The sequence below is a fragment of the Salipiger sp. IMCC34102 genome (genome assembly GCF_004145405.1).
Taxonomy (GTDB): domain Bacteria; phylum Pseudomonadota; class Alphaproteobacteria; order Rhodobacterales; family Rhodobacteraceae; genus Loktanella.
Genome location: NZ_SELQ01000001.1, coordinates 705,899 through 719,492, shown reverse-complemented (window position 1 = coordinate 719,492; position 13,594 = coordinate 705,899). Strand labels below are relative to the sequence as shown.

The window sequence follows — 13,594 nt, the reverse complement described above, 5'->3', positions numbered from 1 at the left end:
AAGTCTCCCGCCCAACGCTCAGAAGGTGAAGCCGCGGGTCAGCGCGATCTCGAGGTTGCGGCCCGGGCCGTTGTCGCCCGCAAGGCTGTTGCGGTACTCGCGGTCGAAGACGTTCTCGACCCCGGCCCGCAGGCCGAACCCTTCCAGCGGACCCGATTGCGGCGACCACTCGGCGTAGACGTCGTGCACTCCGTAGCCGCTGAAGTCCGAGGCCGCGTAGGAGATGTCGTCGACGAAGGTCCCCTGCCAACCCAGTTCCAGCCCGTGGTCCGGCAGACGCGTGCCCGCGGTCAGGACCAGGCTTTCGGCCGGGATCGACTGCAAGCGGTCGCCGGTCTCCTCGTCCTCGCCGTCGGTGTAGGTATAGGCGGCGCGGGCGAAGAGCGTTTCGGACTGGTAGCCCGCCTCGATCTCGATCCCTTCGATCGTGGCCTCGCCCACCTGCCTGTAATAGGGCGTGCCGGCGGTGCTGTCGCGCTCGATCAGGTTCTCGATGTCATAGAAGAACGCCGTGGTCTTGATGCCGAACCGACCCTGGCCCATGGCCGTGTCGTAGGCCAGGCCCACCTCGACCGCCTGCGCGTCCTCGGGCTCCAGCGTGAGGGACGCCGTCTCGCCGTCGGAATCGTCGGTCGAGTAGAGCTCGTCCAGCGTCGGCGCCCGCTCGGTGCGCGCCACGGAGCCGAAGACGTTGAAGTTGTCGGTGATCTTGTAGAGCGCGGCCAGCTTCGGAGAGACCGAGGTGATGTCCTCGTCCCGGCCGCCCGGCACGTCGTCCGAAGGCTCCAGGCTGGACCGGTCCACGCGCAGGCCCGGCACGATGGTCAGCCGGTCGTTGACGAATTCACCCTGGAAGTAGGCGCCAAGGCGCGTGTCGGTGCCCTCGGGGTGGAAGCCCAGCGTACCCATGTCGGTCTGCGCGATCCGGTCCTGGCTTTGCGCCTGCAGACCGTAGGTCAGGTAGGCGTCCCAGCCCCCGCCCAGCGCCATGTAGCTGGTGTTCTCGACCTTCACGCCGGTGGTCTCGTAGGCGTAGTTGGCGTCCGCGAAGAGCGGAGAGGAGAACGGCCCCGCCGCGGCGCTGGCATCGCCCTGCTCCACGTCCGTGTCCGAGTAGAACACCGTCACGTCGAGGTCGACGAGATCGTTTCCCGGCGCGGTGTTGCTGTAGTTCAGCGTGGCGGTCTGGTCGAAGACGCGGCGGTCGATCGAGCCGAAGGCGTCGAGCGTCCCGGTCGCACTGTAGGCGGTGTCATCGAGATCGCTCTCGAAGGCCTGGTAGCTCAGGCGGATGGATTGCGCTTCGTCGATCTGGAACGTGCCCTTGAGCAAGCCGCTGACCGCGTCGAATTCCGACCCGGGCACCGGATTGCCCGCGCCGTCATCGTAGTCGTTCGCCGTCCGGTAGGTCAGCGCGCCCAGGAACTCGGCCCGGTCATTGGGACGCGTGGCGAAGATCGCGGAGCCGAAGCCGCCTTCGCCGTTGCCCTGTCCGCCCAGGCGGAACCGCGCGAAGTTGTCGTCCTCCGGCCCCAGGAAATCGGACGCGTCCTTCGTCTCGAAGGCGACCGTGCCGCCGATGGCCCCGGCCCCGTAGAGCGTGGAGGACGCCGGCCCGCGCAGGACCTCGACGCGCTTGTAAAGTTCGGGTTCGCCGAAGAACGAACCGACACGGTATTGCTCGTGGAACTTGGGGGTGCCGTCGACGGTCACGATGATCTTGGATTCGTCCGAGGCCGCGAGTTCGCCGATGCCGCGAATGTTGAAGCTCAGGCCGGCCGCCCGTTCCGACCCGATGGCCTGGATGCCCGGCACGTCGTCGAAGAGTTCCGCCGGGGTCGTCGCCTGGGCGCGGTCGATGTCGTCCTGCCCCACGACCGTGACCGCCTGCGGCGTTTCCGTGGCGACGCGCGGCTGACCCGCACCGAGGACGATCTCGTTCAGGCGAATGGGCGCATCCTGCGCCATGGCAGGCCAGGCCACGGTCGAAAGCAGCAGGAATGTCAGGCCGCGGGAAGGGGAGGGTCGCATGGGTCGTCGCCTTTTCTGAGTAATTTGGTCGGGAATCATTGACCCTACTTCGAAGACCCGACAAAAAGAGTCAAGATTTCGATCGCAACTTTTTTCGACGCGGTCGGATCGGCAAAACGGAGCAAGGCAAGATGCAGCAAGACACGACCCCCCCGACCGCGATGGATACGGAGCGCGCCCGCATACGTGCGGCCGCCGCAGAAGCGCCCCCCGCCCGCGAGCGCGATCTCGCGGCGCGTATCGGCGTGAGCGAAGCCGCCCTACTGGCCGCCCACGCGGGCGAGGCCGGTAGCCCCTGGCAGGTCACGCCCATCGTGGCCACGTCGGATCGCCTGATGCCCGTGGCGCAGGCCCTGGGAGAGGTCATGGCCCTGACCCGAACCCGATCCTGCGTACACGAGCGGGTCGGGCGCTACGAGGACTGGCACCAGGGGGACCACGCCTCGATGGTGCTGGGCGCCGAGATCGATCTGCGCATCTTTCCGAAGTTCTGGGCCCATGCCTACGCGGTCGAGAAGGACGGGCGGCGCTCGCTGCAGGTCTTCGATGCCGCCGGGGATGCGGTGCACAAGATCTTCCTGCGCGAGGGATCCGACCTTGCCACCTTCGAGGCGGCGAAGGAGGCGCTTGCCATCGACGCCCCCTTCCCCGATTTCGCCGAACGCGAAGCCCCCGAGCCCGCCCGCGGCAATCCCGACAAGACCGAGGTCCTGCGCCGCGAATGGGGCCGCCTGACCGATACCCACCAGTTCCTGCTGCTCTGCCGGAAGCTCAAGATGAACCGCCTCGGCGCCAACAGGCTGGCCGGGGCGCCCTTTGCACGACAGCTGACCCCCGGTGCGGCGGCAGAGGCCCTGCAGCGCCTTGCCGGTGGTGCCTTGCCGGTCATGATCTTCGTCGGCAACCGGGGTTGTATCCAGATCCACTCCGGCCCGGTGACCCGGGTGGAGCCGATGGGCCCTTGGCTGAACGTGCTCGACGACCGCTTCAACCTGCACCTGCGGACGGATCACGTGGCCGAGGTCTGGGCGATCGAGAAGCCGACCAAGCGAGGCCCGGCGCGCTCTCTCGAAGCCTTCGACGCGGATGGCGGGCTGATCTTCCAGATCTTCGGCTTCCGTCAGCAGGACGGTGCCGACCATTCCGAAGCCTGGGGCGCCCTGCTGGACGACCTTCCGACCGCCAAGACCGCGGAGGACGTGGCATGAGACGCATCACCCGCCGTACGGGGCTCTTCGCCTCGCTCCTCCTTCCGCTCATCGCCGCCGGCAGCGCGGTCCCCGCGCAATCGTCCGATCCCGTCGATCGCGACACGCGGATCTTGTCCATCGGTGGCTCGGTGACCGAGATCGTCCATGCGCTGGGGGCCGGTGATCTGCTCGTCGCGCGTGATTCCACGTCGAGCTACCCGGCCTCCGTGACCGACCTTCCGGACGTGGGCTACATGCGCGCCCTTTCGCCGGAGGGGGTCCTGTCGGTCGATCCCGACCTCATCCTCGCGGAAGCGGACGCGGGCCCGCCCGAGGCGATCGACGTGCTGGAAGCGGCCGGCATCCCCATGGTCACAATCCCCGACGCCATGGATCGCGCGGGCCTTCTGGCCAAGGTCGAAGCCGTCGGCGCCGCGCTGGACCTAGAGGAGGAGGCCGAGGCCCTGTCGCAAGAGATCGGCGCGCGCCTCGACGCGGCGCTCGAGCGGGCAGAGACCGACACGCCCGCCCGGGTGCTCTTCGTTCTGTCGTCCGAGAACGGGCGCATCATGGCCTCGGGGACAGGCACCGCCGCCGACGGGATCATCGCGCTTGCCGGTGCCACGAACGCGGTCACGGCCTTCGCGGGCTACAAGACGCTGACCGACGAGGCGGTGGCCGAGGCTGCACCCGACGTCGTCCTGATGATGGAAGGCCGGGGCGGACACGGCTCCGACGACGCGGTCCTGAAACTGCCGGCCTTCGCCGGAACGCCCGCGGCGCGAGACGGGGCCATCGTGCGGATGGACGGGCTCTTGCTGCTGGGCTTCGGTCCGCGCACGCCGGAGGCGGTCGAACGGCTCTCGGATGCCATAGCACAGGTCAGAGGCGACGATGGTTGACGCGGATTCCCACCTGGCGGGCCGGTTGGACGGCGACCGGGATGCCGCAGCCCACCGCATCCTGTGGGTCCTGGTGGGCCTGCTCGGTCTCGCGGCCCTCGCGTCGCTGACGCAAGGGGCGTCGGGCACCTCGCTCTGGTCGGCCCTGGCTGCCCTGATGCGGGGGGAGGCGGTCGACCTGCGCGATCGCATCGTGCTGGTCGACATCCGCCTGCCACGGCTTGCGATGGGCATGATCGTCGGGGCCTCGCTTGCGGTGTCGGGGGCCGTCATGCAGGGTCTCTTCCGCAACCCGCTGGCCGATCCCGGCCTCGTCGGCGTCTCCGCCGGGGCAGGACTGGGCGCGATCACCGCGATCGTCCTGGGGGGTATGCTGCCGGCCTGGGCGGCAAGCCTCACGGGTGACTACCTCGTGGCGATCGCGGCCTTCTTCGGCGGCTGGATCAGCACGATGCTGCTCTATCACGTCTCCACCCGGGCGGGGCGCACCTCGGTCGCGACGATGCTTCTGGCCGGGATCGCGCTCGGCGCCCTGTCGGGCGCGGTTTCCGGCCTGCTGGTCTATGCCGCGACCGATGCACAACTGCGGGAGCTGACCTTCTGGGGACTGGGCAGCCTGGCCGGGGCCACCTGGCAGAAGCTGGCCGTGGCCGGGCCGATCATGGTCCTGGCCCTGGCGGCCACCCCGATGCTGGCACGCGGCCTCGACGGCCTGGCCCTGGGCGAGACGGCGGCGCACCACATGGGGCTGCCGGTCCAGCGCGTGAAATCCCTCGCGATCCTCACGGTCGCGGCCGCCGTCGGCGCCGCCGTGGCCGTCTCTGGCGGGATCGGTTTCGTGGGCATCGTGGTGCCGCACGCCCTGCGGCTGGCGATCGGTCCGGGACATCGCATGCTGCTGCCCGCCTCGGCGCTTCTCGGCGCGGTCTTCCTGGTGCTCGCGGATCTGATCTCGCGCATGGCCGTGGCGCCCGCCGAGCTTCCCATCGGCATCGTCACGGCCATCGTGGGCGGGCCGGTCTTCCTGTGGCTGCTGCTTCGGCTGCGCGGGGTGGTCGACCTATGAGCGTCATCGGCAAGGACATCCGGGCGACGCTGGGCACGCGCGAGGTGCTTCGCGGCATCGACGTGGAGGCCCGCGCGGGCGAGGTGACCGCGATCATCGGCCCGAACGGATCGGGCAAGACCACCCTCCTGCGCTGCCTGACCGGCGAGCTTGCCTGCCACGGCACGGTCACGCTCGACGGCGAGGATATCCACGCGATGCCCGCCCATGCGCTGGCCGCGCGGCGGGCCGTGCTGGAACAGGCGACCCCGCTGGCCTTTCCCTTCACCGTGGCCGAGGTCGTGCGCCTGGGCCACCGCGCCGGGGCCGAGGCGACCGATCCGGGCGTGCCGCGCGCGGCGCTCGCCGCAGTTGGCCTGCAGGCCAAGGCGGGGCGGTTCTTTCAGGAATTGTCGGGCGGCGAACGCCAGCGCGTCCAGCTGGCGCGCGTCCTCGCGCAGGTCTGGTCGCCCGTCCTCGACCGCCGGTCGCGATGGCTCTTTCTCGACGAACCCGTGGCATCGCTTGATATCGCGCACCAGCTCGAGGTCATGCACGTGTCCCGCGGTTTCGCCGATGCCGGCGGCGGCGTGGTCACGGTAATGCACGATCTCAACCTCACGGCGATGGGGGCGGACCGCGTGATCCTCGTCTCGGAGGGGCGCATCTTGAAATCGGGCGCGCCCGACGCGGTGCTTACCGACACGACCCTGAGCGCGGCCTACGCCTGCGGCATCCGCGTGAACACGGCCCCCGTGATGCCGTTCATCCTGCCCCAGGCCGCCCGCCCGGTGGGATGAAGGCGGCAGCCGTGCGGGGCCGCCGACCCCAACCTGCGTCCTCCGAACCCCGGTTTATGGTCGCGGGCTGCCGCACGGGGGCGGGCAGTCGGTTCGGCCCCCGGTGCGGTGGTCATCGGCGTTGCACACGTCCGGGGGCGTTTTCCAGAAGATCGAAGCAGGCAGGGGGCGGTCATACACCGCCCCCTGCCCCTTTCGCCGCGGTCCGCGGCTATCGCGGCAAGCTGGTCGCCGCGATGGCGACCGTGGCCGCAAGTGGCAGGTCCGTCGCCGTGAACCCCGCCTCGACCGAATAATCGCCGCCGCTCACCTGCCATTTCCGCGCGTCCACATCGAACCAGGCGAAGGCACGGGGGGGCAGCGGTATTTCCACCGTGCGACGTTCGCCCGCGGCTAGGTGGACCTTGGCAAAGCCCTTCAGCTCGCGCCGGGGGCGCTCGACCGGCGCATTGGGTTCGCCCACGAAGACGAGCGGCACGGTGCTGCCGTCCCGCGCGCCGGTGTTCGTCACCGTGAACCGGGCCATGGCCCCCTCGCCCTGCGGAACGACGGCCAGATCGCCGATCTCGAACGTCGTGTAGGACAGCCCGAACCCAAGCGGAAACAGCGGCGCGATCGAGGCCCTGTCGTAATGTCTGTACCCGGTGAAGACCCCTTCCGCGTAGACGACATGGCCGTCCTCGCCCGGATAGACATGCGGGGGCGCGTTGCCCGTGGGGTTGTCGGCAAAGGCCCTGGGGAAGGTCTGCGGCAAACGCCCGCCCGGGTCCGCGTCACCGAAGAGCACGTCCGCGATGGCATTACCCGCCTCCTGTCCCGGGTACCAGGATTGCAGCACTGCCGCGGCCTGGTCGATCCAGGGCATCTCGACCGGGCCGCCGGTCTGCAGCACCACCACCGTCCGCGGATTGGCGTCGAGCACGGCCGACACCAGCGCATCCTGGCGTCCGGGCAAGGCGATCCCCTCCAGGTCCGACCCTTCGGTGTCCCATTCGCCGGACCGTCCCACGAAGACCAGAGCGACATCGGCGCGGGCGGCCGCTTCGGCGGCGGCGTCGATGTCCGACTGATCCAGCGCGCGGGAGGCGCCGAAGCGCCAGCCCGCGATGAAGAGGTTCTGCGCGGGCTTGGTCCTGAATTCCATGACGATCTCGACCGTCTGGTCATCCGACAACGCGCGTTCGGTGGTGATCTCGTCGTTACCTTCCTCGAAGAAGGTTCGTCCCGGCGCCCACCCCTCATCGGCGTCGAGGATCATCTCCCCGTCGAGGTAGAGTCGCGCGTAGCCCGCCGCATGCAGGCCGAAGCGATAGGTGCCCGCGCGGGTGGCCGTGAACCGCGTGGTGGCGCGCAGCGAGAAATGCTTCGGATCCACCTTCCCGCCGCCGGGATTTTCGAGGACGAAGGCCATCGAGCTGTCCAGCGTTTCGGTGTGGACCGGCGCACCCTCCAGGTTCTCGTTGTCGAAATAGGCGACCTCGATATCTGCCCCGTCGAGGAGCGGCTCCCAGCGGTGGTTCTCGCAGCCCTGCTCGAAGGTCAGGGCGGCCTCGCCCAGCCGGGCGGCCAGCCCGTCCCAGGGCGAGACGGTGTAGTGCGGGTTGAGCTGGGCAGAGCCGCCCCCCATGATCCGCGCGACCTTGGCATTGGGCCCGATCACTGCGACGCTGGCCGGATCCTTCAAGGGCAGCAGGCCATCGTTCTTCAACAGCACGCTGCCCGCAGCCCCCGCACGCCGGATCAGCTTGCGGTGCTCCGGCCGGTCGACGGCCCGTTCCTCGGAGGGCGCATCGTCGTCGAGTGCACCGGTGCGTTCCATGAGGCGCAGGATCGCAAGCACGCTGTCCTGAACCTTTTCGCGGCTGACCGCGCCGGATTCGACCGCCGCGACGAGCGCCTCCCCCCGGTCGCGGGTCGGCCCCGGCATCTCGAGGTCGAGCCCCGCGTTGATCGTGGGCGCGGTGGTGCGGGAGCCGAACCAGTCCGACATCACCACCCCGTCGAAACCCCAGTCATCGCGCAGGACATCCGTCAGCAGCCAGGCATTCTCGGCGGCGTAGGTTCCGTTGAGCTTGTTGTAGGACGACATGACGGCCCAGGTGCCGCCGTCCTTCACCGCCGCCTCGAAGGGTCGCAGGTAGACCTCGCGCAGGGTCCGTTCGTCCACGTCCGAACTGATGGTGGTGCGTTCGATCTCTGATTCGTTGCCGGCGAAATGCTTCACGGTGGCCGCGATCCGCTCGGATTGCAGTCCCTTGATGTAGCCGGTGGCGAGGGCTGCGGTTAGCTCCGGGTCTTCCGAGTAGCACTCGAAGTTGCGCCCGTTGGTGACCGAGCGCTGGATGTTGACCGTCGGCGCAAGCGAGACATGCGCGCCCTTCGATTTGACCTCCTGCGCGATGGCGGCCCCTATCTCCTGCGCGAGTGCCGGATCCCAGGTCGCGCCGATGGCGATCCCCACCGGGAAGGCCGCCGCCGTGACACCGCCCACGAGCGAGCCCGATCCGCGCGCGCCGTTCGGCCCGTCGGTCACGCGCAGCTTGCCGATGCCCAGCCGCTCCACCGCCGGAAGCGACCAGAAGTCGGCACCGGACAACAGCGAGACCTGCTCGGCAAGTGTCATGTCATGCGCAAGGCGTTCGATACGATCGGTCATGGGATCCTCCCCTCAAGTTCCTCCGGTCACGTGATGCGGTCTCCGACGCCGGATGTCCAAGCACATCTGACCGGGCAATGTAGCGGCAAGGCAGGCGCGGCCCAGCCGCAATCCGGCATCCGACAGCGACGGCCTCAGTGCATCCGGCCGTGCAGGCTGGTCATGATCCAGATCGTGCCGCCGATCATCAGCCCCGCCAGAAGCGCCGAGAACAGGATCAGGTGCAGATCCTCGCGCTTGCTGGCGCTGCCGATATGCAAGAAGCAACGCAACTGGACCGCGATCTGCGCGACCCCGGCAGCCCCGACGATCCACAGCGCCGTCCCGCGCGCGACCCCGTCCGCCAGAACCACCCAGAAGGCCGCAAGCGTCAGGACGGCCGACAGGATCGCCCCAATGGCGTAGCGCCGCATCTCGGCCCGTGCGTCGGTCATGCAAGTCCTCCCAGGTAGACGATCGACAGGATCCCGATCCAGATCAGGTCCAAAAAATGCCAGTAGAGGCCCAGCAGCAAAAGCCGCGTCTTGGTCCTGTTGGAAAGCCCCCGGACCGCCAGAAGCGCCAGCATCACGGCGATCCAGACCAGCCCCACCGCGACGTGCAGCCCGTGCAGTCCCACCAGCGCCCAGAGCGCCGAGAGGTAGCCGGAGCGCTGCGGCACGCCCCCCTCCGCGATCATGTTCGCGAAGTCGCGCAACTCCAGCCCCGGGAAGGTCGCGCCTAAAATTGCCGTGACGATCAGCCAGAGCGCGACGGGCCGGATCCGCTCCCGGTGCTTCATCGCAAGGCTCGCCATGCCGTAGGTGTAGGAACTGGCCAGCAGCAGCGAGGTCTGCGCCGCCACGCTCTTGAGGTCGAAAAGCTGCGCGGGGCCGGGTCCGAAGGCCCGCGCGTCGGTCATGACGATGTAATGGGCAAACAGGATCCCGAAGATGATGAGATCGCTCATCAGGAAGACCCAGAAGCCGAAGACCGGCGTCTCGCTGCGCTCATGGGCGCGGGCATCGGACGCGCCGAGGTTGAGGCCGGGATGCGCCGTACCGCTCATGCCGGAACCTCCGGCGCGGCATGGCCGAGGTTGGCCGGCGCGATCTCGTCATCGCGGTCGACCGCGCGGATTTGCCGGGCCTGCTGCAGGACCTTCTGGTGCGCCGCCTCGACCTCGCGCGCCGGGATCGTGCGGGTGGTGTCCTGCACGAAGGCGCGGGCGATCACCGCGCCCGCGATCACCGCCAGCGACACCCCGGCGAGCCACCAGACCCACCAGGTCACGGCAAACCCCATCGCGAAGGCGGCCCCTCCGATCACGACGCCCAGCGAAGTCGGGCGCGGCATCTCGATGTCCTCGTAGGCGTCCGCGGGCTGATAGGGCGCGCCCTCCGCCTTCTCGATGGTCCAGGGGTCGAGTGACTTGACCTGCGGCAGCGCGTAGAAGTTGTAGGCAGGCGGCGGCGCGGGCACCGACCATTCCAGAGAGCGCCCGTCCCAGGGGTCCCCCACCGGGCAGGCCAGCGCCGCGCGGTCGCGGGTTGAGGCGTAGAAGTTCCAGACCGTCACCCCTAGGGCAGCCACCACGATCGCGGCACCGCCCGCCGTCACCCACATGACGGGCTCGAAGGCAGGGTTGTCGTAGGTGGCCGAGCGGCGCGGCATTCCCATCAACCCCAGCCAGTAGAGCGGCAGGAAGGCGAAGACGAAGCCCGCGAACCACAAACAGGCACCGACCCGGGCCGTGCGTTCGTGCAGGCGAAAGCCGAAGGCCTTCGGGAACCAGTAGTGGATGCCCGCCAGCACGCCGAAGATCACGCCCGGGATCAACACGTTGTGGAAATGCCCCACCAGGAACTGCGAGTTGTGGATCTGGTAGTCGATGGTCGGATTGGCCAGCACCACCCCCGTCAGCCCGCCGAACACGAAGAGGAAGAAGAACCCCACCAGGTAGATGATCGGCACCGACAGCCGCACCCGTCCCCGGAACATGGTCGCCATCCAGTCATAGACCTTCACCCCCGTCGGCACGGCGATGATCATGGTCGCGATCCCGAAGGCCGCGTTCACCCGTGCCCCCTGCCCCATGGTGAAGAAGTGATGCAGCCAGACCGTGAAGGAGATCACGGCGATCGCCATCGTCGCGATCACCAGGCTGTTGTAGCCGTAGAGCCGCTTGGCCGAGAAGGTCGAGGAGACCTCCGAGAAGACGCCGTAGGCGGGCAGGACGACGATGTAGACCTCCGGGTGGCCGAACATCCAGAAGATGTTGGCGTATTGCATCATGTTGCCGCCGAGGTCGTTGGTGAAGAAGTGAAAGCCAAGCGTCCGGTCGAGCGCCATCATCGCCGTCGCAACCGTGAGTGCGGGGAAGGCGTAGATCATCATGATCGAGGTGCACAGCGCGGTCCAAGTGAACATCGGCATCCGCAGGAATCGCATGCCCGGCGCGCGGTTCTTGTAGATCGTCACCGCGATGTTCAGCCCCGCCAGGGTCGAACCGATGCCGGAAATTCCGATCGCCCAGACCCAGTAGTCGACCCCCGGGCCGGGGCTGAAGGTGGCGCTCGTGTAGGGCGGATACATGGTCCAGCCGCCGGTCCCGAACTGGCCGATCACGAGGCTGATCATCACCAGCCCCGCGCCGGACGCGGTCAGCGCGAGGCTGACCTGGTTGAGCACCGGGAAGGCCACGTCGCGCGCCCCGATCTGCAAGGGCACCGCGAAATTCATCAGCCCCGTCACCAGGGGCGTGGCCACGAAGAAGATCATGATCGTCCCGTGGGTCGAGAAGAGCTGCGCGAAATGCTCGGACGACAGCACGCCGCCGTCCAGCGCCGTGACCTGGTGGGCGCGCATGACGAAGCCCTCGGCCACGGCGCGTAGCATCATCACGCCGGCGAGCACGATGTACATGATCCCGATCCTCTTGTGATCGGCGGTCGTGAGCCAGTCGCGCCAGAGCGCGCCCCACAGACCTTTCCACGTCAGGACCGCGATCACCGCCAGCGCCCCCAGCGGGACGGCGGCCGCTGCGGCGGAGGCCACGGCCTCGTCGATCGAGGGGGCGGCCAGGAAATCGTCGAAAGGCGTCACGCTCCAGTCGAGACGGCCGAAGATCGGATCAGTTGCCTGTCGGGCCAACGGGGCCTCCTTCGTAGGCAGGGGCGCCGGGCTGGTCTTCCGGCGCGACAGGCTGGCCTTGGTGATACCGCCCGATCACCGCGTCGAAAAGACCGGGATCGGCAAGCGCGAAGCGCGCCGCCTCGCCGGGCGAAAGACCCAGCGCCGCCCGCGCCTCCGCCGGGGTGGAGCGTCGGCCGAGACGCGCGTAGGCCGCGGCATCGAGGCTGCGCGGGGTCTCCGCTGCCGCCCAGTCCTCCCAGTCCGCGCCCGGCAGCACCTCGACCTCGAAGTTTTGCTGCGCGAAGCCCTCGCCGCTGTATTGCGTGTTCTCGCCGCGCATCAGGCCGGTCCGGTCTGCCAGCAGGTTCACTTCCGTCCGCATCCCCGGCATCGCGTAGATCTGCCCCGCCAGCGACGAGACGCGGAAACTTTGCATCACGGTGTCGGTGGTCAGGGCGATCCGCACCGGCCTGTCCTGCGGGATTACAAGCCGGTCGAGCGTCGCGAGCCCTTCACCGGGGTAGAGGATTAGCCATTTCCAGTCGAGCCCGATGGCCTGCACCTCCAGCGGATCGGAGCCGAGCGCCCGGTAAGGGTTGAGCCGCTGCGTCTCGTGCCACAGCCACCAGGACAGCGTGGCGACGATGGCGAAGGGCACGCCCCACATCGCCACCTCCAGCGGACCGGAGAATTGCCAGTCGGGCCGGTAAAGCCCCTTGTGCGGGACGTAGGCGCCGGTCCCACGGGTCCGGTGGTAGCGCCACAGGATAAGCGGCGTGCCGACCAACACGGGAACGATGGCGATCATGGTGATGGCCACGACCCGGATCAGATGCGCCCGCTGGTCCGCCGCGACCGGCCCCGCGGGATCGAGGAAACTTGCCTGCGCCATGACCGGCGGCGCGGCCAGCGCAAGTGCTATGGCCAAGGTGCCGTATGCAAGTCGTCGTCGCGTCATTCGGCGGCCAGCGCCTGCAGGTCGGGACGATTGGCCAAGGACGCACCGGTTTGAGGACGGCGCATGCCGTCTTGACGGGCGCGCACGACCACGGGCAATCCCGCCTCCTCCGCACGGCGCAGCGCCATGCTGGTGGGCGCCGAGATCGCCACCACCCCGCCGATGCCCGCGCGGGCGGCCTTCTCCACCAGTTCGAACGACAGGCGCGAGGTCACCAGCGCGAAATGCCCCTCCAGCGCGAGGTCTGCGCGCATCGCCCCACCCACCATCTTGTCGAAGGCGTTGTGGCGACCGACATCCTCGCGCGCGAGCAGGATCCGCCCATCCGGCGCGCAAAGGGCCGCGGCATGCGCGGCCCCCGTGGCCCGTGCGAGCGGCTGGAAGGCCCCGATCTCGGCAAGCGCGCGGGCCACGGCGGCATCGCCGGGTCGGACGGGATGCGCGATGCGCGGCAGGGCCGCGGCTAGGGCCTGCAGGCTTTCCAACCCGCACAATCCGCAGGCGCTTTCCGAGACGCGGGCGCGCACACGGCCCTGGACGGCGGCGCGTGCCTCCGCCCCCAGGCCCATCCGCACGATCAGCCCGTCGGGCACATGGGCCACCTCGACGAAGCGTGGACGCCTATGGGGGTTCAGCAGCCCCTCGGCCACGGCGAAACCGGTCGCGAAATCCTCGAGATCGGACGGTGTCGCCATCATCACGGCCAGACCGAAGCCGTCCACCTCGATGGCGACGGGCGCTTCCACGGCCACGTCCCGCACTACGTCGGGACCGCCCCCGCCTTCGTCGAAGCGATGGCGTTCGCGGTCCAACGGTTCGACCTGCCGTTCCAACTTGTCCATCTGCACGCTCCCGAACCGCGGCTCTTGCCTTTGTCGGCACTGACTTAATTCTAGAG

The 13,594-nt window shown here is 68.8% G+C and carries 11 protein-coding genes; 4 read left to right on the top strand and 7 right to left on the bottom strand.

Annotated features, from left to right (window positions below; translation table 11 throughout):
• Positions 1 to 18 precede the first annotated feature (18 nt).
• Positions 19 to 2,031, bottom strand: coding sequence for a TonB-dependent receptor domain-containing protein (locus EU805_RS03660; RefSeq protein WP_129762568.1), 2,013 nt, complete (start codon positions 2,029 to 2,031; stop codon positions 19 to 21).
• A 131-nt stretch (positions 2,032 to 2,162) separates the two neighbouring features.
• Between EU805_RS03660 and EU805_RS03655 the strand changes: the two genes are divergently transcribed.
• The 4 genes from EU805_RS03655 to EU805_RS03640 are packed head-to-tail and all read left to right on the top strand — an operon-like array spanning position 2,163 to position 5,968.
• A complete protein-coding gene (locus tag EU805_RS03655; RefSeq protein ID WP_242494042.1) occupies positions 2,163 to 3,239 on the top strand; it encodes a hemin-degrading factor in 1,077 nt (358 codons plus the stop codon).
• Complete coding sequence (locus EU805_RS03650; RefSeq protein WP_129762567.1) at positions 3,236 to 4,123, top strand: hemin ABC transporter substrate-binding protein; 888 nt, start codon at positions 3,236 to 3,238, stop codon at positions 4,121 to 4,123. The genes EU805_RS03655 and EU805_RS03650 overlap by 4 nt, the downstream gene beginning before the upstream one ends.
• Positions 4,116 to 5,189, top strand: coding sequence for an iron ABC transporter permease (locus tag EU805_RS03645; protein ID WP_129762566.1), 1,074 nt, complete (start codon positions 4,116 to 4,118; stop codon positions 5,187 to 5,189). Before EU805_RS03650 ends, EU805_RS03645 begins: the two co-directional genes overlap by 8 nt.
• Positions 5,186 to 5,968, top strand: a complete 783-nt coding sequence (locus EU805_RS03640) for a heme ABC transporter ATP-binding protein (protein ID WP_129762565.1) — start codon at positions 5,186 to 5,188, stop codon at positions 5,966 to 5,968. The genes EU805_RS03645 and EU805_RS03640 overlap by 4 nt, the downstream gene beginning before the upstream one ends.
• Before the next feature lie 211 nt (positions 5,969 to 6,179).
• Here the strand turns inward: EU805_RS03640 and EU805_RS03635 are convergent, their stop codons facing one another.
• The 6 genes from EU805_RS03635 to fdhD all read right to left on the bottom strand — a co-directional run bounded on the left by EU805_RS03635 (position 6,180) and on the right by fdhD (position 13,538).
• Positions 6,180 to 8,624 carry a glycoside hydrolase family 3 protein gene (locus EU805_RS03635; protein WP_129762564.1) on the bottom strand — a complete coding sequence of 815 codons (2,445 nt, stop codon included), beginning with the start codon at positions 8,622 to 8,624 and terminating at the stop codon, positions 6,180 to 6,182.
• Between the two features lie 134 nt (positions 8,625 to 8,758).
• Positions 8,759 to 9,058, bottom strand: coding sequence for a cytochrome o ubiquinol/quinol oxidase subunit IV (locus EU805_RS03630; RefSeq protein WP_129762563.1), 300 nt, complete (start codon positions 9,056 to 9,058; stop codon positions 8,759 to 8,761).
• Positions 9,055 to 9,672 carry a cytochrome c oxidase subunit 3 gene (locus EU805_RS03625; protein ID WP_129762562.1) on the bottom strand — a complete coding sequence of 206 codons (618 nt, stop codon included), beginning with the start codon at positions 9,670 to 9,672 and terminating at the stop codon, positions 9,055 to 9,057. Before EU805_RS03625 ends, EU805_RS03630 begins: the two co-directional genes overlap by 4 nt.
• On the bottom strand, positions 9,669 to 11,756 hold the full coding sequence (locus EU805_RS03620; RefSeq protein WP_129762561.1) for a cbb3-type cytochrome c oxidase subunit I: 2,088 nt from the start codon (positions 11,754 to 11,756) through the stop codon (positions 9,669 to 9,671). Before EU805_RS03620 ends, EU805_RS03625 begins: the two co-directional genes overlap by 4 nt.
• Complete coding sequence (locus EU805_RS03615) at positions 11,737 to 12,696, bottom strand: ubiquinol oxidase subunit II (RefSeq protein WP_129762560.1); 960 nt, start codon at positions 12,694 to 12,696, stop codon at positions 11,737 to 11,739. The genes EU805_RS03620 and EU805_RS03615 overlap by 20 nt, the downstream gene beginning before the upstream one ends.
• The gene (fdhD, locus tag EU805_RS03610) at positions 12,693 to 13,538 is read right to left on the bottom strand and encodes a formate dehydrogenase accessory sulfurtransferase FdhD (RefSeq protein WP_129762559.1); all 846 of its coding nucleotides are present in this window, start codon (positions 13,536 to 13,538) and stop codon (positions 12,693 to 12,695) included. Before fdhD ends, EU805_RS03615 begins: the two co-directional genes overlap by 4 nt.
• Positions 13,539 to 13,594: the final 56 nt, after the last annotated feature.

Excerpts from the sequence above, each read along its gene's own strand:
- EU805_RS03635 (WP_129762564.1), bottom strand. The coding sequence starts at position 8,624 with ATGACCGATCGTATCGAACGCCTTGCGCATGACATGACACTTGCCGAG.
- EU805_RS03660 (WP_129762568.1), bottom strand. The coding sequence starts at position 2,031 with ATGCGACCCTCCCCTTCCCGCGGCCTGACATTCCTGCTGCTTTCGACC.
- EU805_RS03615 (WP_129762560.1), bottom strand. The coding sequence starts at position 12,696 with ATGACGCGACGACGACTTGCATACGGCACCTTGGCCATAGCACTTGCG.
- EU805_RS03655 (WP_242494042.1), top strand. The coding sequence starts at position 2,163 with ATGCAGCAAGACACGACCCCCCCGACCGCGATGGATACGGAGCGCGCC.
- EU805_RS03640 (WP_129762565.1), top strand. The coding sequence starts at position 5,186 with ATGAGCGTCATCGGCAAGGACATCCGGGCGACGCTGGGCACGCGCGAG.
- EU805_RS03630 (WP_129762563.1), bottom strand. The coding sequence starts at position 9,058 with ATGACCGACGCACGGGCCGAGATGCGGCGCTACGCCATTGGGGCGATC.
- EU805_RS03645 (WP_129762566.1), top strand. The coding sequence starts at position 4,116 with ATGGTTGACGCGGATTCCCACCTGGCGGGCCGGTTGGACGGCGACCGG.
- EU805_RS03650 (WP_129762567.1), top strand. The coding sequence starts at position 3,236 with ATGAGACGCATCACCCGCCGTACGGGGCTCTTCGCCTCGCTCCTCCTT.
- EU805_RS03625 (WP_129762562.1), bottom strand. The coding sequence starts at position 9,672 with ATGAGCGGTACGGCGCATCCCGGCCTCAACCTCGGCGCGTCCGATGCC.
- fdhD (WP_129762559.1), bottom strand. The coding sequence starts at position 13,538 with ATGGACAAGTTGGAACGGCAGGTCGAACCGTTGGACCGCGAACGCCAT.